The sequence below is a fragment of the Microbacterium sp. H37-C3 genome, assembly GCF_027157935.1.
Lineage (GTDB): Bacteria > Actinomycetota > Actinomycetes > Actinomycetales > Microbacteriaceae > Microbacterium > Microbacterium plantarum.
The window spans coordinates 131,855-152,153 of sequence record NZ_JAPVLR010000002.1; the positions used below are offsets into that span (position 1 = coordinate 131,855).

Genomic DNA, 20,299 nt, shown 5'->3' on the forward strand with positions numbered 1-20,299 from the left:
CGACCGCGTGGGATACTGAAGTCGATACATCCATGTATCGACGAGCGCATCCCGTTCGCCTGCATCACACCTACCTGCGCCGGTCCGGTGCGCCCGAGGGAACCCGTGTCGAAACTCGCCGTCCTGAGCCTGAAGAACCGCGCTCTCATCGCGCTCATCACGATCGTCGCCGCGGTGTTCGGTGGCCTCGCGCTCACGAACCTCAAGCAGGAGCTCATTCCCTCGATCGAGCTGCCTCAGCTCTCGGTGGTCACGACCTACCCCGGTGCCTCGCCCGAGGTCGTCAACACCGACGTCTCGACCCCGATCGAGACCGCGATCCAGGGCGTGCCCGGGCTCGAGTCGACGACGGCGACGAGCTCGACGAACGCCTCGATCATCCAGGCGTCGTTCACCTACGGCACCGATCTGGCGACCGCGGAGCAGAAGATCCTGCAGGCCATCAACCGCATCGACAGCCAGCTCCCCGACGGCGTCAGCCCGAACGTGCTGAGCTTCTCGCTCGACGACCTTCCTGTGATCCAGCTGGCCGTGACCGGCTACGACGACGCCGAATCGGTGCAGGCCCGGCTCGAGGGCACGGTCATCCCCGACCTCGAAGACGTCGACGGCGTCAACGCCGCCCAGGTCGTCGGAGGCCGCGTCGAGCGCATCACGATCACCCCCGACCAGACCGCGCTCGCCGAGGCCGGGTACACGCAGCAGGCCATCCGCGACGCGCTCGATCAGAACGGCGTCCTGTTCCCCGGCGGCGAGATCACCGAGGGCGACCAGTCGCTGACCGTGCAGGCCGGCGCGAAGATCGCCTCGGTCGACGAGTTGTCGGCGTTGCCGCTCGTGCCGACGGATGCCGCTCAGCTCACCGGCGGCACGACCACGATCGGCGACGTCGCCACCGTCGCGCAGGAACCGTCACCGGTCACCTCCATCTCGCGTGTCGACGGCGAGCCGGCCCTGACCATCGCGGTCACGAAGCTGCCCGCCGCCAACACCGTCGACGTCTCGCGCGGCGTGCTCGACGCCCTGCCCGCGCTCGAAGACGACCTCGGCGGCGAGGCTCAGTTCACGGTCGTCTTCGACCAGGCGCCGTTCATCGAGCAGTCGATCGAGGCCCTCGCCCAGGAGGGCCTGCTCGGCCTCGTGTTCGCGGTGCTCGTGATCCTCGTGTTCCTGCTCTCGGTCCGCTCGACCATCGTCACCGCGATCTCGATCCCCACGAGCGTGCTCATCACCTTCGTCGGTATCCAGGCGTTCGGCTACTCGCTCAACATCCTGACCCTCGGTGCCCTCACGATCGCGATCGGCCGAGTCGTCGACGACTCGATCGTCGTCATCGAGAACATCAAGCGGCACTACGTCGAGGGAGCCGACAAGCTCGCGGCCATCACCCTGGCCGTTCGCGAGGTGGCCGCCGCCATCACGGCGTCGACGATCACGACCGTTGCCGTGTTCCTGCCGATCGCCTTCGTCGGAGACCTGACCGGCGAGCTGTTCCGTCCCTTCGCCCTGACGGTCACCATCGCGATGTCGGCCTCGCTGTTCGTCTCGCTCACGATCGTCCCGGTGCTCGCGTACTGGTTCCTGCGGCCGGGTAAGCCCGTCGTGACGCCCGACGGCCGGCGCATCGACCCCGAAGACCCCGAGGCGCCGCCGTCGCGACTGCAGAAGGCCTACCTGCCGGTCCTGCGCTGGACCCTGCGCCACTCCGCCGTCACGCTGGTGCTGGCGGTGCTCGTGCTCGGCGGCACCCTCGCGGCCGTGCCGCTGATGAAGACGAACTTCCTCGGCGACTCCGGTCAGAACACCTTCACCATGACGCAGACGCTCGGGCCTGCGGCATCCCTCGAGGCGGAGGATGCCGCCGCCCAGCGCGTCGAGGACGCAGTCACCGGCCTCGAGGGAATCGACGCCGTGCAGGTTTCGATCGGCTCGTCCGGATCGCAGCTGCGCGACGCCTTCTCAGGCGGGGGCGGCGGGGTGACCTACTCGATCACGACCGACAGCTCGGCCGATCAGCTCGACGTGCGCGATCGCGTGCAGCGCGCCGTCGCTGACCTCGAGGGCGTCGGCGACATCCAGATCGCCGCCGGTGGCGGTGGATTCGGGTCGAGCGACATCGAGATCGATGTCACCGCGCCCGACCAGACCGCGCTCCGCGAGGCGACCGACGCGGTCGTCGCCTCGCTGCAGGACGCCGACGGCGTGAGCCAGGTCACGTCGAACCTCTCGGCCTCGCTGCCGTACATCGCCGTGACCGTCGATCGCGACGCCGCGGCATCCCGCGGCCTGTCGGAGGTCGCGGTGGGCGGCATCGTCTCGGGCACGATGCAGCCCCAGTCGATCGGCACCGTCGAGATCGACGACACCTCGCTCACCGTCTACCTCGCGGCGTCGCAGGCGCCCGCGTCGATCGACGAGCTGCGGCAGCTGACCATCCCGACGGCCGGCGGTCCCATCCCGCTGCAGGACGTCGCGACCGTCGAGCAGAGCGAGGGGCCGACCTCCATCACGACGCAGCGCGGTCAGCGCACCGCGACGGTCACCGTGACGCCCGCGGGCGACGACCTCAACGCGGCATCCGGGATCGTCCGGGATGCGCTCGACGAGGTCGAGCTGCCTCAGGGCGCGGATGCCGAGATCGGCGGCGTGCTCACGCAGCAGCAGGACGCCTTCGCGCAGCTCGGGCTCGCCGCGCTCGCCGCCATCCTCATCGTCTACATCGTGATGGTCGCGACCTTCAAGTCGCTGCGGCAGCCGCTGCTGCTGCTCATCTCGGTGCCGTTCGCGGCGACGGGAGCGATCCTGTTGCAGATCGCGACGGGCGTGCCGCTCGGCGTCGCCTCGCTCATCGGTGTGCTGATGCTCATCGGCATCGTCGTGACGAACGCGATCGTGCTCATCGACCTCGTGAACCAGTACCGCGAGAAGGGGCTGTCTGCCCACGACGCGACGATCGCCGGAGGATCGCGCCGTCTGCGACCGATCCTCATGACCGCGCTCGCGACGATCTTCGCGCTGACGCCCATGGGGCTCGGGATCACCGGCCACGGCGGGTTCATCTCGCAGCCGCTGGCGATCGTCGTCATCGGCGGGCTCATCTCGTCGACCCTGCTGACCCTGCTCGTGCTGCCGACCCTCTACAACCTCGTCGAGGGAGCGCGCGAGCGCCGCGCGGCGCGGCGGCGCGGTGACGTCGGTGCCGGTGCGGGTGCGGGTGCGGGTGCGGATGCTGGTTCGACAGCCGGTTCCGCGGGAGACGGGGTGTCTGCTGCGCCGATGACCCGGCGCGAGCGGCGCCTCGCGGAGGCAGCCACAGCCGAGCCGACCCACCTCGTCGTGCCTGTGGACGGTTCACCCGATGCCCCCACGCACCTGGTCATCCCGGTCGCGCCCGATGACCACGAGGTCGGCGACGCCCATGCTGGTGCTGGACGGCCGGTGGATTCCGGTGAACCGGAGGCCGGGTTGTCCCGTCGACAGGCTCAGCGAATTCCCGGGCCTTCTCGCGGACCCCGTCGCCGCCGCCTGGCCTGATCGCGGCACGCGCCGGGCTCGCGGCGGGCTCGCGCCGGGCTGCCGGCTTGCCGCGATGCAAGGGATTGCCCGCGGCGCGCCGTGGCCGGGAGCGAGGCGCCGGGGTGTTGCGCCGGAACCCTTGCATCGCAGCATGCGTTGCCCCCGCCCCGGCCCTCGAGCCCGGCCCTCGCACCCGGGCCTCGGCGCCGCGGCGGGCGATTTCTCAGGCGGATGCCGTATCGTGGCCGGGTCGGCTCTGGGCAGCGCGTGATCGCGACAGGTTTTGTGAGTCCATGGGGCCGATGGTGAGCGCCGATCGGCGCGCATGACCATCATGTGAATGGCCCCCGGCCGACGGATGTCCGGGTTTGCCCGCGTGCGCGCGGGCGCTGTTCTCGTGCAGTGAACCCAGAAGGACACACCATGCCCAAGAACAAGAAGCCGGCCGGCGGCCGCGCGCAGAACTTCGAGCCCCGCTACGGCAAGAAGACCTCGTACCAGGACGCGAAGCGTCGCCCCGGTCAGTCCTCGGCCGGAACCCCCGGCAGCAAGAGCCCCGGTCACCGCGGCTACCGTGCCGAGAGCGAAGACACCGGTCGCAAGAACCGCTGGTCCTCGCAGGACCGTGCCGGTCGTGACGAAGCGCGCGGCATCCGTTCGCAGGCCCGCGACGACCGCGGTCAGCGCGAGCAGCGCGGCTACGGGAACGACCGCCGATCGGATGCCGGCGGCCGCCGCCCCTACGAGGCCCAGCCTCGCGACGATCGCCGCACCTTCGGTGATGCGCGTCCCTCCTTCCGTGACGATCGTCCGCGTCGTGACTTCGGCGACCGTCCGAACCGTGACGACCGTCCGCGTCGTGACGATCGCCCCGCGCGTTCGTTCGATGACCGGCCGCGTCGTGACTTCGGCGACCGGCCCCGCCGCGACGACCGCCCCGCTCGTTCGTTCGATGACCGTCCCCGTCGTGACTTCGGCGACCGCCCGAACCGTGACGACCGTCCGCGTCGTGATGACCGTCCGGCGCGTTCGTTCGATGACCGCCCTCGTCGTGATTTCGGCGATCGCCCGAACCGCGATGACCGTCCGCGTCGCGACTTCTCGGACCGTCCGCGTCGCGATGACCGCCCGGCGCGTTCGTTCGATGACCGGCCTCGTCGTGATTTCGGCGACCGCCCGAACCGCGATGACCGTCCGCGTCGCGACTTCTCGGACCGTCCGCGTCGCGATGACCGCCCGGCGCGTTCGTTCGATGACCGCCCGCGCCGTGACTTCGGCGACCGTCCGAACCGTTCGGACTGGAACGCCGAGACGAAGTCGAAGGCCCACCAGGACCACGTCGACACCGTCCACGAGCGCCTGCAGGCGGAGGCCGTGGATGCGGCATCCGTCGCCCAGTCGTCGTTCGCCGACCTCGGCCTCGGTGACAACATCGTCCGTCAGCTCGACGCCCTGGGTGCGGCATCCCCGTTCCCGATCCAGGCGGCCACCATTCCGCCGATCCTCGAGGGCAAGGACGTCCTCGCCCGCGGCCGCACCGGCTCGGGCAAGACCATCGCGTTCGGCGCTCCGCTCGTCGAATCGATCCTGCGCAGCCAGGCCGGCAAGCGTCGCGAGTTCGGGCGTTCACCTAAGGCGCTGATCCTCGCTCCGACGCGCGAGCTCGCGCTGCAGATCGACCGCACCGTCCAGGCGATCGCGCGCAGCGTCGGGCTCTTCACGACGCAGATCTACGGCGGAGTGCCGCAGGCGCGTCAGGTCGGTGCGCTCAAGAAGGGCGTCGACATCATCATCGGCACCCCCGGCCGCATCGAAGACCTGCAGAACCAGGGAAAGCTCGACCTCTCCGAGGTGGGGATCGTCGTGCTCGACGAGGCCGACCACATGAGCGAGCTCGGGTTCCTCGAGCCCATGCAGCGCATTCTCCGCCTCGTGCAGGACGGCGCGCAGAAGCTGTTGTTCTCGGCGACGCTCGACCGCGAGGTCGCCGCTCTGGTCGACGAGTTCCTCGTCGAGCCGGCCGTCTACGAGGTCGCGGGCGAGAGCCAGGACACCTCGACGATCGATCACCGTGTGCTCGTCCTCGACCACCGTGACAAGGCCGAGATCCTCAACTCCCTCGTCGACCGCGACGGCAAGACGCTCGTCTTCGCCCGCACCCGCGCCTACACCGAGATGCTCGCCGAGCAGTTCGAGGATGCCGGGATCGCCGCGGTCGCGCTCCACGGCGACCTCAACCAGGGCAAGCGCACGCGTAACCTGCAGCGCCTGACCGACGGCAAGGTGCGGGTGCTGGTCGCGACGGATGTCGCAGCCCGTGGCATCCACGTCGACGACATCGACCTGGTCATCCAGGCCGACGCTCCCGACGAGTACAAGACCTACCTGCACCGCGCAGGGCGCACCGGCCGTGCCGGTCGCTCGGGCTCGGTCGTCACTCTCATCACGCGTCAGCGTCGCCGTCGCATGACCGAGATGCTCGAGCGTGCCGAGATCGACGCCCCCTTCGACGATGTCCGCCCCGGCGACGACATCCTCGAGGAGGTCTCGGGCCGACAGCTCGCGAACGTCGACGCCTGACCCGACGCCGCTCTGACGCCCCGCCGCACGCTGTGACCCGACGGTCGTGGCGTTCGGCGGGGCGCTTCCGTTGGACGTGCCGACCCCAAACCGGGCCTTGAGCCTGTTGACGGCCTGATCCGCGGCGCGTTCCGCTCCGCGGAGGCGAGCGGAACCTGCGAGGCTCGTGCAATGGGACGCAAACAGCTCGTGGGGTATTGGGGTCTCGCCGCGGCAGTGGCGCTCGTGATGACGGGCTGCTCGGCCGCGACCGATCCGGCATCATCACCGAGCCCGGCGACGTCGACCAAGTCGAGCGCGTCGACCCCGCCCCCGACACCGTCGCAGAGCGCCGACGCCCCGACGTCGGATGCTATGGCGCCGTCGCTCGACGGCGTGAGCTGCGACGAACTCGTCCCGAGCGCGATCGTCGATGCCAACTTCACGCAGGGGGCTGTGCCCAGCGACCCGTGGCGCGACGCTGCTGCTGCGCTGCCTGACGAACCGGCGCGCCTCGCTGCCGAGGCTGCGGGCGACGACATCGCGTGCGCCTGGGCCTTTCCCGGTGGCTCCGACGGCGGCGTCGATGTCTACGGTCTGACTCTCACCCCCGATGCGCGCGATGCCCTCGTCGCCGAGCTCCGCGATACCGCGGTCTTCAGCGAAGGTGATGTCGAGGGGGCGGCGACGTTCACCCGTGTGGAGGATGGCGAGGTCGCGTCTCGGACCGTCGGTTACCTCTTCGATGAGTCGTTATGGATCGCGTTCGTGGGAAACAGTGCGGTGGAGTCGTTCGACCGCGACTACGTCCCCGCGATGCTCGCGGCGATCCGCTCGTAAGCCGTAGCCCGACGCCCACCCTGAAATACGCCGAGCACGGCGTCAGAAGAGCGTGGGAACGGATGCCGCTGCGGCGGCGCGGCCGCGCGAAGTCGTGACCACCGGTCCGGCGCGGAATCGTCGCGTGGCGGGCTGGGCCTCTTCCTCTTCGAGCCCTCCCCGAAGGCGATGCCGCGCGAGCAGAGGTCGAACGCGCGTCGCGAGCATGCGCCGGTAGCCCTGCGGTGCCTGCACCGAGGCCCCGGGGTACAGGCCGCGGTACACCGGCACGAGGTCGGGGCGTTCACGCGCGAGCCACTGCTGGAACCAGGGTTTGACGCCCGGTCGCAGGTGCATCGCGCCGTAGACGACGCGGGCGGCGCCGGCATCCGCGATCCGGCTCAGGGCATCGTCGAGTACCTCGGTCGAATCGGTGAGGTGCGGCACGATCGGCATTAGGAACACCGTCACCCGGAACCCCGCGGCGCTTGCCGCTCGCACCGTGTCGAGGCGAGCGGCGAATGTCGGCGCGCCGGGTTCGAGCAGCTGCCGCAGCGGCTCGTCGAGTACCGCGATCGACATCGCGAGGTCGACGGGCACCGAACGTGCCGCCTCGGCAAGCATCGGCAGGTCGCGGCGAAGCAGGGTGCCTTTCGTCAGCACCGAGAACGGCGTGCCGCTGTCGACCAGCGCCGTGATGATGCCGGGCATCAGCCGATAGCGGCCCTCCGCACGCTGGTAGGGGTCGGTGTTCGTGCCGAGCGCCACCTGCTCGCGCGCCCAGGTCGGTTTCGAGAGCTCGCGGCGCAGCACGTCGGCGACGTTCAGCTTGACGACGATCTGCGAGTCGAAGTCGGCCCCCGCGTCCATGTCGAGGTACTCGTGCGTGCCGCGGGCGAAGCAGTAGACGCAGGCATGCGTGCATCCCCGGTAGGGATTGACCGTCCAGTCGAAGGGCATCGCCGAGGGGCCCGGGACCCGGTTGAGCGCCGAGCGCGACATGACCTCGTGGAAGGTCACTCCTGCGAACTCCGGCGTCGTCACCGAGCGCACGAGGCCGTTGAGTGTCTCGAGGCCGGGCAACGCAGCGGCATCCGCCACGCCCATCTGCTGCCCCTGCCATCGCATGAGAAGATTCGAACAGAAATTCGAAGTGTTGTCAAACATGAAAGCGCGAACCCTCGTATGCTCGGGTGCCGGTGAGGTGACAGGCAGATCGTTTCACCGGGGATCGAGGACGCTGCGAGCGGATGGGGGAGTGCGCTGTGACATTGACGTCAGCTGGGGAGAGGGTGAGATACGCCGGGGTAGCCGACGTGGTCGGTTTCTGCGAGCCGGATCGCACCCGCCCGCCGACGACGAGGGTGCGCCCCCGGCTCGTCCGAATGGATGAAATCCGCCGCGCTGTCGGTGCCGGTGTGAACGGTGCCGCACGATGACGATCATCGATCGAACCGCGTCGTACGCCAAACAGTTCACCGTCAGCGGCTACGTGCTCAATCCCGCGGAGGACCGAATCCTCCTCATCCATCACAAGAAGCTCGCGAAGTGGCTTCCGCCGGGCGGTCATGTCGACGAGGACGAGACGCCCCAGGCGGTGGTCGTGAGAGAAGTGTTCGAGGAGACCGGCGTGGCAGCCGTGCTGCGCCCGCACGCGGGCGTCGACCTCGCCGCGGACGGTCGCACCGAAGCTCAGCTCGACCTCCCGATCAGCATGAGCTATCAGCTCATCCCCGAGCGCCCCGGCGAACCCGCGCACATCCATATGGACATGGCCTTCGTGCTGCACACTTCGGAGCGCGGCGCCCTGACGCCCGCGGCCAGAGAGGTCCACGACGCGGGCTGGTTCTCGAGCATCGAGATCGACGAGCTCGACGCGTTCCCCGCCGTGAAGGTGATCGCGCGAGAGTTGCTCGCTCCGGCGGCCGCGGAAGGGCGCGCGGGCAGTGTGAGCCCGGGGGCATCGCCCGCCGGACCCGATGCCGTGTTCGGCGAGGGGACCAGCCCGGGTCGCGGGTGAACCGCGCTGCGAACGGGAACTCAACCGGGCCCGCAGGGCAGAATGGGGTCGTGGTGCACCCGACCGAGCCCGAGACACGTCGCTCGCGACGTGAGCGATCGGCGGAGGCGCGCCCTCTCCCCTCGCGGCGCGAGCTGCGTGAGCGGGCCGGCGCTTCCGGTTCCGCGGCAAGCGGTGCGGGTGAGGAGGTCGCTTCGGCTTCGTCGGCGGAGGGCCGATCACCGGATGCCGCCGCCCTGACGGCATCCGTGCGTCTGCCGGCATCCGTCTACGTCCGCCGCCGCGCCGTTGCGGCCACGGCTGCACTCGCACTCGTCGGCCTCGTCGTCGCCGGTACCGCCGGCTTCACGTCGGCACTCAGCGGACCGGATGAGGCTCCCGTCGACCCCGTCGCCGCGCTCGTCGGTGACGCCGCGGCGGGCGCGCCCAACGCCTCGTCCATTCCTGCGCCCGCGCAGTCCGGCGATGCTGCCGCCGCCCAGCCGGCCGACGACGCGACGACGGATGCCGCGGCCGCGGGTGACATCTGCGGTGATCCCGGATTCCAGCAGGCGCTCGCGTCGGGCTCTGACGCCGACGTCATCGCCGCGGCCGGGGGAGCCGAGCCTTTCCGGGCCGCGATCGCGGGCGGTGCGGCCCCGTGCATCGATCTGCACACGGCCGGCCGCACGTGGGTCGTCGTGAACAAGCTGAACGCGCTCGATCCGATCGACTACTGGCCCGAGCCGCAAGCGCGCGCCGAGGGCGTCGAGCGGACGAGTGGGGGACACATGCGCGCGGACGTCGCGTCCGCCCTCTCGCAGCTCGCGGCCGCCGCGCAGGCTGAGGGCGCGGGCACAATCGGAGTGAACAGCGGGTTCCGGTCGTACGACTTCCAAGTGTCGACGTACCGCAACTACGTCGGACAGCTCGGCCAGGGCAACGCCGACCTCACGAGCGCCCGCCCCGGGCACAGCGAGCATCAGACCGGTCTCGCCGTCGATGTGGTCGCATGCGACGGCGGGTGCGGGGCGATCGAACAGTTCGGCGGCACGGCGCAGTCAGACTGGGTCGCCGCCAACGCGCATCGCTTCGGGTTCATCATCCGCTACCCCGACGGCTTCACCGAGACGACCGGGTACGAGTACGAGCCCTGGCACCTGCGGTACATCGGCCCTGACCTCGCCGCGCTCTACGCCGAGGGCGGCTACCGCACTCTCGAAGACTTCTTCGGGATGCCGCCGGCCCCGACCTACGTCGGCTGACACCGCCCTGCCCCCGGCGCCCGGCCCGTCGACTCGCCAGGTTCTGCGGATCCCGCACCGGGCGCATCCGCATTTCTCGGCGAGTCGACGGGGGAGGGAAGGGGGAGAGGGGTCAGGCGGGGGTGCGGCGCCGGGCCAGGGTCGCGACGCCCGCGGCACGCAGGCGATCGCCGATCAGGATGCCGAGCCACGTCGCTCCGACGCAGCTGACGATGCAGAGGGCGACGAATCCGATCAGCACGGGCGCGGTCATGCTCCACAGATCGAACGACTGCGCTGCGAACACGGGATACGTCGCGCCGATGATCGCGGCGCCTGCATAGTGCAGCCATGTGTTCCAGCGCCGGTAGAGCGTCGCGAGGAACGGCAGTTCGGGGAAGAACGACCAGTAGAGCATCGTCGCGACCGATCCGATCGTGAAGAACGGGGCAAGCACGAGTCCTGAGATCAGCCCCACGAGCAGCCCCGCTCCCGGGCGTTGCAGCAGCCTGAGGGCGATGACGGCGGGCAGAACCCACAGCCCGGCGATCGCCACCGTTGCGAACGGCACCGTGAGGAACAGGGTCGTCGACGCGACCCACGCGGGCGCGAGCAACGCGCTCGCCGCGACGCCGATCGCGGCGCACGTCAACAGGTATGCCGTCGAGACACGCGCGGCGCGCGACCGGGGTGCCGCGGTCATGCTCGCGTCTCCCGCTCCATCGTGGCTCGGCGTTCATCATCCGGCGCGTGCTCGGATGCCGCCTGGGGCTTCGGGGTCGGCGAGCTCGCGCCCTCGCGCCAGTACCCGACGAAGCTGATCTGTTCCTTCGGGATGCCGTGGTCGGCGACGAGCATCCGCCGGGCGGTGGTCGGCAGCGACTGCTCGCCGACGATGAACGCGTGGAGGGGCTGCGCGGGCAACGCGCCGGGCGCCAATCCGCTCAGCGCTGCGAGGGCGGCTGACCCCGGCTTCGCGTCGGGCGCCCGGACGAGCCAGCGGACCTCGACCCCCGGGGGTGCATCGATCTCGAGCATGTCGTCGCTCGACGGGGCCTCGATGAACGCGGTTCCGGATGCCGTTGCCGGCAGCGAAGCGCAGATGGAGGCGACGGCCGGTGCCCCCGTCTCGTCGGCGACGAGGAGCACATGATCGACGCCTCGCTCGGGGTTGAATCGCAGCCCCTCGTCGATGATGACGACGCTCTCGCCCGCATGGGCCTGCGACGCCCAGCGGGAGGCGGGTCCGGCGGTCGGCCCCGAGCCGTGCAGCACGAAGTCGACGTCGATCTCGGCACCGCCCGCCGGCCCCGACGACCGATACGCCTCACCGAGTAGTTGCGCATGACCGGCCGTTCGCCCTCGGGGATGCGGAGGTACTTCAGGTAGCCGAACAGCTTGTTTGCCTTGGCCGGGATGCGGTCGAGGGCCTCATCGCCGCCGAGCGGCAGGAAAAGGCGGAACCACTGGTCGTAGCCCAGCGGTACGAACCGGTCGATGTCGCCGCGCCCCAAGGTGACCCGCATCCAGTGCGGGGCGAGGCGCTCTGCACGCAGCACCTCCAGACGCACGAGACCGGGCGTCATGGGCTTCACGATGTTGCGGGTCATGCGCAGCATCCTTTCCGGGCTCGCCGGGGTGCGGTCGGCATCAGGGGGTCCAGGGGAAGAGGGGGATGAGGATCGCGGCGGAGGCGAGCCAGAAGAGCGCGACGAAGGCGACATCGCGCCGCCGGAACGGCACCAGGTGCCGCTCGGTGCGGTCGCGATGGGCCCCGAAGGCGCGCGCGTCCATCGCGAGCGCGACCCGCTCGGCATGGCGGATGGCGCCGGCCAGCAGCGGAACGACGTAACCGCCCCACCGTGCGATCGCCGAGAACGGTCCCCGCCCGCCGTGCGCACCGCGCACCCGATGCGCTTGTCGGATGAGGTCGAGCTCGTAGCCGAACCGCGGCACGAACCGGAACGCGGCGAGCGCCGTGTAGCCGACGCGGTAGGGCACCCGCAGCTGCTGGACGGTCGCCCGCACGAGGTCCGGCCCCGTCGTGGTGAGTCCGGCGATGAACGCCAGCGCGGCGATCGCTCCGAGCCGCAATCCGGTCGCCATCCCGATCTGCAGCGCCCCTGCGTGCAGACTCCAGGCGCCGAGCTGAAGCAGCACCGGGGTGTCGGCCACCCGCGCCGCATCGACCCACAGCGACATCCCGGCCCCCACCATCAGGATGCCGATGGGCACGGCGACCGCGAGCAAGAGAACGGTACGCAGCGTCCAACGCGCCCCGACGATGAGCACGCCGTACGCGAGTGCGAGCAGAGCGAGCGGCGTGACGAGATCGCGCGTGAAGATGAGAGCGACCATCGCGGGGACGGGGGCCGCGAGCTTCGCCAGCGGGTTGAGCCGGAACAGCAGCCGACGGGAGGGCGGCGCGGCCGCGTAGGGATCGAGCGCGATGCTCGCCGTCGCGCTCATCGATCGCTCCCCGGCAGATCGCGGAGGCGGGCGATGCCCGACAGCTCGGGGTACCCGTCGAGCCCGTGCAGGGCGCTGCGCAGCGGCGGCATCCGCAGGGCGGCGGAGCGCAGCAGCTCGTCGTCGCCGAGGATGTCGGCGGTCGCTCCGTCGGCGACGATGCGGCCATCTCCGACGACGATGCAGCGCCGGGCGTATTCGCTCACCAGCTGCATGTCGTGGGTGACGACGAGGATCGTCGTGCCGTCGCGGTTGAGGTCGCGCAGCACGTGCAGCAGCTCGTCGGCGCGGGCGCGGTCCTGGCCGAACGTCGGCTCGTCGAGGGCGAGCACGGGTGCGCCGGCGATGAGGGCCGTGCCAACCGACAGTCGGCGCTTCTGACCGCCGGAGAGCAGGAACGGATGCCGGTCGGCGTGCGCCTCGAGGCCGAAGCGGCGCAGCATCCCGTCGACGCGCTCACGCACCTCGTCCTCGGGCGTCCGCTGGCGGCGCAGGCCATGGGCGAGCTCGTCGAAGACCGTGGGTGCGACGAACTGGTGCTCGGGGTTCTGGAAGACGAACCCGACGCGCTCGGCGACCGCACGAGGGTCCGCCCGACTCGGGTCGAGCCCGCCCACGTCGATGCGCCCGCGCGGACCGCGGACGACGCCGGCGATCGCCTGGATGAGGCTCGTCTTGCCCGCACCGTTCGCGCCGACGATCGCGACGAACTCGCCGGTCGCGACCTCGAGGTCCACGTCGTGGAGCACTGTCGTCCGACCTCGACGCAGCGTCAGATCGCGCACCGAAACCGCCGGAGTCGGCGCGTGCGCCGGCGCCTGTGCCGGAGAATCGCGCGAGACTCGGACCGAATCGGAGGTTGCCCCCGACGATGCCGCGATGTTCCGATTCTCGCTACCGGATGCCGCGGCCTCGAGCCCCGCGCGCAGCTCGTCCGGCGTCAGGGGGAGTGGGTCGAACGGATAGCCCGCTTCGCGCAGCCGCAGCGCCGCGATGGTCGACACCGGCAGCCACACGCCGATCGCGTGCAGCTCGGCCGCCCGTTCGCGCAGCACCGCGTCGATCGGACCGTCGGCGATGGTGCGACCGCCATGGTCGAGCACGACGACACGGTCGGTGAAGCCGATCGCCGCGTCGAGATTGTGCTCGACGAGCAGGATCGCCCGGTCGCCCGCGGCAGCGATCTCGCCCAGGGCGGCGTAGACGTCTTCGATGCCCTCGGGGTCGAGGTTCGCGGTGGGCTCGTCGAGCACGAGCAGGGGCGACTCCATCGCGAGCGCGCACGCGATCGCGAGGCGCTGGCGTCCGCCGCCCGAGAGGCGGTCGGGGTTCTCGTGCCGCCGCTCCCAGAGCCCCATCCGGCGCAGCGCCCGCTCGCTCCGCGCGAGGACATCGTCGACGGGCAGCCGCAGGTTCTCGGGGCCGAAGGCCACCTCGTCGAGCAGGGTGCCGGTGACCAGCTGCGCGTCGGGGTCCTGGAAGACCATGCCGACGCGCGTGGTGAGCCGGGGGATCGGGGTGGTCGCAGCATCCTCGCCCGACACGAGTACCGCGCCCTCGGTCGTCGCCGGGATCGACTGCGGGATCAGCCCGTTGAGCGTCAGTGCGACCGTCGACTTGCCCGAACCGCTCGGCCCGAGGAGCAGCACGACCTCACCGGGGGTGACGGAGAACGAGGCGCCGCGGGTAGCTGCGGCATCCGATCCCTCGTAGGTCACCGCGAGATCGCGCACGGCGAGCAACGGCGCGGACGCGGTCGCGGCGACCGGCGTCCCCGCCGTGGCGGCACCGGATGCGGCGGATGTCACGGGCGTCCTCGGATCGGATCGGATGCGCTTAGCTTAGCCGACCCTAACTTGGCCCGGAAAGGCCGCCGAGGGTGCTCAGCGACGGGCGACGCCGGCGCGGCGCAGACCGACGCCGATCCACAGGCCGATGGCCGTCCAGGCGACGGGCCCGAGTACGGCCAGGGTGAGGTAGGTGACCTGAGCCCACAGCGGGAGAGCGCTGAGATGAGCGGCGAAGAACACCGCGAGGGCGACGACGACACCGATCACGAGACCCGAGACGAAGAACCGCCAGGGCGCCCACGAGCGATAGCGGACGAGAGCGGCAACGCCCTCCTGCAGGCCCCCGAACAGCACGGCGGTCCCCAGGAACTGGAACGTGTACGGCGGCGCGACGGCCGAAGACGCGAGCGCCGCGATCAGGTGCGTGATGAGCGCGACCCAGGGGAGGCGCAGAGTCTCCTGCGCGACGATTCCCGGCAGCACATGGATGCCGAGGAGGAAGCCGTAGACGATCGGCAGCCCCGTGATGACGGGGACGGCGAGCCAGCCCTCGATGCCGCCCAGCAGGCCCGTGGCGACCCCGACGGCAGCGCAGACGAGCAGAACGCGCGTCGAAAGGCGGGATGCCGGGGCCACCCGCCCAGCCTATGGGACGCGCGCACGGCGGCTCCCTCCCAGGCCGTGAGAAATGCGGCGGTGGGGGCAATGCTCCCGTGACCCTGAATGAAAGCCGAGGGTTCCTTGTGTCGGAACTGTGAGCTAGGTTGACTTCACCGCGCGCCGATGACGCCGCGCGGACTGCTCATCCATCCCCCCACTGGAGCGCACATGGTTCGCACCACCCTGCGAACAGTCGCGGCTGTATCCCTGGCCGCCCTGTTCACAAGCTCTGCCGCAACGGCATCCTTTGCTGCAACGGGAGAGGGGGTGAACATCCCGGTTCCGATCGAGAGCGAGAGCGGGCGCTACATCGTCCTGCTCGACGAGGCTCCCGTCGCGACCTACGAGGGCGGCGAGGCCGGTCTCGCACCGACCAAGCCCGACGAGGGCGAGCGTCTCGACGCCCAGTCGCGCGCCGTGACCGACTACTCCGGCTTCCTCGAGCAGCGTCAAGAAGAGGTCGCGAGCGAGGTCGGCGCGACTCCCGATGCGACGTACCAGACCACCCTCAACGGGTTCGCGGCTCAGCTGACCGCCGATCAGGCGGGCAAGCTCGCCGCCAAGAAAGGTGTGCTCGGTGTCTTCCCCGACGAGATCCGTCACGTCGACGCCGTGCCGTCGACCGAGTTCCTCGGCCTCGAGGGTGCCGGCGGTGTCTGGGAGAAGGTCGGCGGCATCGATGCTGCGGGCGAGGGCGTCGTCGTCGGCGTCGTCGACACCGGCATCGCGCCCGAGAACCCCGCGTTCGCCGGCGACGCGCTCGGCGCCTCGGCGGGCGACCAGCCCTACCGCGACGGCGACGAGGTCGTGTTCACGAAGGCCGACGGCGGCGAGTTCCGCAGCACGGTCGTCGATCAGGGCGCCGGCACGAAGGATGCCTGGGACCCGTCGCTCCTGAACACCAAGCTCGTCGCAGCCCACTACTTCAGCGACGGCGCAGCGGCCAACGGCTTCTCGTTCGCCGACGACCACCTGTCGCCCCGCGACGGCGACGGCCACGGCTCGCACACCGCGAGCACGGCGGCGGGCAACAACGGCGTCGAGGCGTCCGTCGAGGGAGTCGACTTCGGCTCGATCTCCGGCGTCGCACCGGCTGCCAAGGTCGCGTCGTACAAGGCCTGCTACGTCGGGCCCGACCCGCTCGTCACCACTGACGACATCTGCGCCCTGAGCGACCTGCTCGCGGCGATCGACCAGGCCGTCGCCGACGGCGTCGACGTCATCAACTACTCGATCGGCGGCGGCTCGGCCACGACCGTGCTCGCGCCGGAAGACATCTCGTTCTTCAACGCGGCTGCGGCCGGTGTCTTCGTCGCGACGAGCGCCGGCAACTCCGGCCCCGACCCGGTTACGGCCGACCACGCGTCACCGTGGTACGCCACGGTCGCGGCATCCACCATCCCGACCTGGGAGGGCACCGTCCGGCTCGGAGAGGAGGGCGACACGTCTGCCGCGCAGTTCCCCGGCGCGTCGGTGTCGGTCGGCTTCGGCGACACGATCTCGGGCCCGTCGGTCTTCGCGGGCGACGCCGGCCTGGCCGGTGCTGCGACGCCCGAGCTCTGCCTGCTCGGCTCGCTCGATCCGGCCAAGGTCACCGGCAAGATCGTCGTCTGCGACCGTGGATCGAACGCTCGTGTCGAGAAGTCGCAGGCGGTCGAAGAGGCCGGCGGCATCGGCATGATCCTGACCAACGTCACGCCCGCCTCGCTCGACAACGACTTCCACTCGGTTCCCACGGTGCACGTCTCCGACACCGCGCGCCCGGCGGTGCTCGAGTACGTCCAGGGTGGCACCGACCGCGTCGTCACCCTCATCGGCGAGAACGTCACGGGCACCGAGACCCCGGTCCCGCAGGTCGCGGGCTTCTCGAGCCGCGGACCGATGCTCGCCGATGGCAGCGACGTCATCAAGCCCGACATCACCGCTCCCGGTGTCGCGATCCTCGCGGCCACCGAGAACGGAATCGACGAGGACCCGACCTTCGGCATCCTCTCGGGCACCTCGATGTCGTCGCCCCACGTCGCCGGGCTCGCCGCGCTGTACCTCGGCGAGCACCCGCAGGCGACGCCCGCCGAGGTGAAGTCGGCGATGATGACGACCGCATACAACACCGTTGATGCCGCCGGCGACGCCGTCACCGACCCGTTCACGCAGGGCGCCGGTCACACCGACCCGACGAAGTACTTCGAACCGGGCCTGCTCTACCTGAACGGTCCGGCCGACTGGGCTGCGTACCTGCAGGGGCTGGGGCTGCGCGACTTCGGCGTCGACCCCGTCGACCCGAGCGACCTCAACCTGCCGTCCATCGGCGTCGGTGCGCTCGGCGCACCGCAGACGGTGACCCGCACGATCACGGCCACCGAGCCCGGGACGTACCAGGCGCAGGCATCCGTCCCCGGCGTCGACGTGCAGGTGTCGCCCTCGTCGGTGACGCTCGGGGCGGGCGAGTCGGCCACGGTCGAGATCACGCTGTCGCGCGTCGACGCTCCGATGGGCGAGTGGGCCACCGGCTTCCTCACCTGGACCGGCGGCGCGAACGACGTGCGCTCGCCGATCGCGGTGTTCCCGGTGCCGGTCGATGCCCCGGAGTCCGTGTCGGGCACCGGTACCACCGGCTCGGTCGACGTCACGGTGGCGCCGTCGCTGACGGGTGAGATCGACCTCGGTCTCTCGGGCCTCGTGCCGCAGGAGCTCCGCGTGAACCCGGACTTCCCCGAGGTGCCCGGACACTCCGGTGACCAGGACTCGTTCTACGACGAGGGTGAGGCCGGCTTCAACACCTATGAGATCGTCGACGTCCCGGAGGGCACGGAGTACGCGCGCTTCGCCGTCGAGACCGAGGCGACCGAGACGACCGACCTCGACATGACCGTGTATCGCGTGGTCAGCCCCGACGACCTGCGCTACTACGAGCAGTGGTCGTCGGCGACGGCATCCGCCAACGAGGCCGTCTCGCTCACCGCGCCCACCGCGGGCACGTACCTGGTCAAGGTGAACCGGTACTCGTTCAGCGAGCCCTTCACCTACGACCTCACCACTGCGGTCGTCGCAGCGGGGGCATCGGGCGGCGAGTTCACCGCCACCCCCGACCCGCTGCCGACGGTGCAGGGCGAGAAGGCGACCTACAGCCTGTCGTGGGCGGGCCTCGAGCCCGAGACGTCGTACCTCGGTGTGGTCCGCTACGGCGACTCGTCCATCCGGACGATCGTCGAGGTCGAGTCGGGTCAGGGAGCCCCGGTCGCCGTCGTCGCTCCCGAGGTGTCGGGTTCGGCGAAGGTTGGCGGCACGCTGAAGGCGACCGCCGGTGAGTGGGATCCCGCCGAGGTCAGCGTCGCGTACCAGTGGCTTCGCGGTGGTGAGCCCATCGAGGGTGCCACCTCGGCGTCGTACAAGGTGACGCGCGCCGATGTCGGCACTGCCCTTTCGGTGCGGGTCGCCGCGACGGCGGAGGGCAACCCCCAGGTCGGAACCGCGGTGTCGAACGAGGTGTTCGTGAAGTTCGCCTCGGCGACGAGCGTTTCGCTCAACCGTTACGTCGGAACGGCCTCGCAGCCCTACGTGGTCTCGGTGAAGGTGACGCCGACCGGCGGCGCCCCCGCGACGGGCACCGTCGACATCTGGGTGAACTCGACCCGGTACAGCGCGGATGTCGTCGACGGCACGGCGCGTGTCGAACTGCCCCGGCAGTCGCGCGGGCTGAAGGTCGTCGTCGCCACCTACAACGGCAGTGACACGGTCGAGGGATCGCTGGGGCTCAGCGGCTTCCTCGTACTGTGGTGATGACCGGCTGACGCGCTGCGGCGCGGAGGGGCGGGGCGCTCGGACTTCGGTCCGGGCGCCTCGTCGCATACAGCCGAAGGAGGCCTCGATATCGTTCGCGAGGATGCCCCGGAAGCATCCGGCGACGGACGCGATCGCCCGCCCTCGGCTGTTTGGCTGGCGTCATGCAACACTCACCTCGTTCCTCGATTCTGCTTCCTGCGACGCTGCTCGCCCTCGGTGGACTGCTCAGCGCGTGCAGTGTCGCCCCGTCGGCACCGACATCGCCCCAGGCGGACGCCATCGCGTGGGACTCGTGCGACGGTCTCGTCTCGCGGGTCGCCGCCGTCTACGACGTGCTGGGAACTCCGTCGCCGCTCGAGGGGTGGGGCCACCGGATGCAGTGCGCGAACGTCGCCGTTCCCCTCGACTATGACGACCCCGACGGGCGTCAGCTCGACATCGCCGTCAGTCGGCTCGAGCCGGAAGGTCGAAGCGAAGGCATGATTCTGACGAACCCCGGCGGGCCCGGCCTCGAGGGCAGGACGATGCCGGCCCTGCTCGCGGCATCCGGGATGGGCGATCTCGCGACGGATCACACGCTCGTGGGCATCGACATCCGCGGCACGGGCGGCTCGACGAGCATTGACTGCGATGAGACGCTCGACGTCCCGCTGCCGGAGGGCGTCGTGGACGAGCGCGTGGCGTCGGAGTACTCGGCCGCTGTCGCCGCGGCCAACGAGGCGTGCGTGGCGCAGGATCGCGCGTACTTCTCGCAACTGACCACGGCCAACGTGGCTCGTGACATGGACCGAGTCCGTGCCGCGATCGGCGCCGACCAGGTCGACTACCTCGGTGTGTCGTGGGGAACCGAGCTCGGCGCCGCCTATCTCGCCGAGTATCCCGACCGCGTGCTTCACATGCTGCTCGACAGCATGGTCGACCTGCGGCATGACGCCGCGGCGACTCTGGACGACCTGGTCGCCGCCGACGTCGCTTTCGGTACCGATGACGGCGGGGATGCCCCAGACGACGTCGTGATCGACGGCTTGGCGTCGTCCGACGTCTACGTGGCCGCGAACATCACGACGCGAACCGCGCTGACGTGCAACGCCTACACCGGCGCGACCGACCCCGTCGCCGTCTGGTCTGCTCACCTCGCCCGAAGCGAGGCCATCGGCAGCGACCCGCAGGTTCGCGCGCAGCATCCGCTCAGCGGCGGCATCGCGGGAACGTCCGCATGCGCGGGCTGGCCGATCCAGGAACACGCGCTGGACCTGAGCCCCGGTGACGCGGGAGACAAGCTGCAGATCGTCGCGCACGCATCCGAGACCGTGACCCCCGCGTCGTGGGGTTCGCTCGCGCACACGCTGCTCGGGGGAAACCTGAGCATCGTCGACGACTCGACGCACGGCTCGCTCGCCACCAGCGACAACGCCGCTGAGGCGGTGGAGTACCTCCGGAACGGCACTCCGATGTCGTGA

General features: G+C 70.5%; 13 protein-coding genes and 1 pseudogene. 7 read left to right on the plus strand and 7 right to left on the minus strand.

Annotated features, from left to right (window positions below; genetic code table 11):
• Nucleotides 1-105: 105 nt before the first annotated feature.
• From O1W71_RS05700 to O1W71_RS05710, 3 genes are all read left to right on the plus strand, one after another.
• Nucleotides 106-3,534 carry an efflux RND transporter permease subunit gene (locus O1W71_RS05700; RefSeq protein ID WP_269266912.1) on the plus strand — a complete coding sequence of 1,143 codons (3,429 nt, stop codon included), beginning with the start codon at nucleotides 106-108 and terminating at the stop codon, nucleotides 3,532-3,534.
• Between the two features lie 405 nt (nucleotides 3,535-3,939).
• Nucleotides 3,940-6,096 carry a DEAD/DEAH box helicase gene (locus O1W71_RS05705; RefSeq protein WP_269266913.1) on the plus strand — a complete coding sequence of 719 codons (2,157 nt, stop codon included), beginning with the start codon at nucleotides 3,940-3,942 and terminating at the stop codon, nucleotides 6,094-6,096.
• 171 nt (nucleotides 6,097-6,267) lie between these two features.
• The gene (locus O1W71_RS05710) at nucleotides 6,268-6,915 is read left to right on the plus strand and encodes a hypothetical protein (RefSeq protein ID WP_269266914.1); all 648 of its coding nucleotides are present in this window, start codon (nucleotides 6,268-6,270) and stop codon (nucleotides 6,913-6,915) included.
• Between the two features lie 42 nt (nucleotides 6,916-6,957).
• On the opposite strand, the gene O1W71_RS05715 is transcribed toward O1W71_RS05710, so the two are convergent.
• Nucleotides 6,958-8,022 carry an Rv2578c family radical SAM protein gene (locus O1W71_RS05715; RefSeq protein ID WP_269266915.1) on the minus strand — a complete coding sequence of 355 codons (1,065 nt, stop codon included), beginning with the start codon at nucleotides 8,020-8,022 and terminating at the stop codon, nucleotides 6,958-6,960.
• 307 nt (nucleotides 8,023-8,329) lie between these two features.
• Between O1W71_RS05715 and O1W71_RS05720 the strand changes: the two genes are divergently transcribed.
• Nucleotides 8,330-8,914, plus strand: a complete 585-nt coding sequence (locus tag O1W71_RS05720; protein WP_269266916.1) for an NUDIX hydrolase — start codon at nucleotides 8,330-8,332, stop codon at nucleotides 8,912-8,914.
• Between the two features lie 50 nt (nucleotides 8,915-8,964).
• On the plus strand, nucleotides 8,965-10,158 hold the full coding sequence (locus O1W71_RS05725; protein ID WP_269266917.1) for a M15 family metallopeptidase: 1,194 nt from the start codon (nucleotides 8,965-8,967) through the stop codon (nucleotides 10,156-10,158).
• A gap of 112 nt (nucleotides 10,159-10,270) precedes the next feature.
• Here O1W71_RS05725 and O1W71_RS05730 read toward each other — a convergent pair whose 3' ends face one another.
• The 6 genes and pseudogenes from O1W71_RS05730 to O1W71_RS05755 all read right to left on the minus strand — a co-directional run bounded on the left by O1W71_RS05730 (nucleotide 10,271) and on the right by O1W71_RS05755 (nucleotide 15,032).
• Nucleotides 10,271-10,840, minus strand: a complete 570-nt coding sequence (locus tag O1W71_RS05730) for an ECF transporter S component (protein WP_269266918.1) — start codon at nucleotides 10,838-10,840, stop codon at nucleotides 10,271-10,273.
• Nucleotides 10,837-11,412 (minus strand): siderophore-interacting protein, encoded by a 576-nt coding sequence (locus tag O1W71_RS05735; protein WP_269266919.1) that lies wholly within the window; start codon nucleotides 11,410-11,412, stop codon nucleotides 10,837-10,839. Before O1W71_RS05735 ends, O1W71_RS05730 begins: the two co-directional genes overlap by 4 nt.
• Before the next feature lie 98 nt (nucleotides 11,413-11,510).
• Nucleotides 11,511-11,861 (minus strand): annotated as a pseudogene (locus O1W71_RS16435) (siderophore-interacting protein); the annotation flags it as partial.
• On the minus strand, nucleotides 11,788-12,606 hold the full coding sequence (locus tag O1W71_RS05745; protein WP_269266920.1) for an energy-coupling factor transporter transmembrane component T: 819 nt from the start codon (nucleotides 12,604-12,606) through the stop codon (nucleotides 11,788-11,790). The gene O1W71_RS05745 and the pseudogene O1W71_RS16435, both read right to left, overlap by 74 nt.
• Nucleotides 12,603-14,414 carry an ABC transporter ATP-binding protein gene (locus O1W71_RS05750; RefSeq protein ID WP_269266921.1) on the minus strand — a complete coding sequence of 604 codons (1,812 nt, stop codon included), beginning with the start codon at nucleotides 14,412-14,414 and terminating at the stop codon, nucleotides 12,603-12,605. Before O1W71_RS05750 ends, O1W71_RS05745 begins: the two co-directional genes overlap by 4 nt.
• Before the next feature lie 75 nt (nucleotides 14,415-14,489).
• Nucleotides 14,490-15,032: an ECF transporter S component gene (locus O1W71_RS05755; protein WP_269266922.1), complete on the minus strand. Its 543-nt coding sequence runs from the start codon at nucleotides 15,030-15,032 to the stop codon at nucleotides 14,490-14,492.
• A gap of 291 nt (nucleotides 15,033-15,323) precedes the next feature.
• Here O1W71_RS05755 and O1W71_RS05760 point away from each other — a divergent pair, with 291 nt between their 5' ends.
• Nucleotides 15,324-18,836, plus strand: a complete 3,513-nt coding sequence (locus tag O1W71_RS05760; RefSeq protein ID WP_269266923.1) for a S8 family serine peptidase — start codon at nucleotides 15,324-15,326, stop codon at nucleotides 18,834-18,836.
• Between the two features lie 164 nt (nucleotides 18,837-19,000).
• On the plus strand, nucleotides 19,001-20,299 hold the full coding sequence (locus tag O1W71_RS05765; protein ID WP_269266924.1) for an alpha/beta fold hydrolase: 1,299 nt from the start codon (nucleotides 19,001-19,003) through the stop codon (nucleotides 20,297-20,299).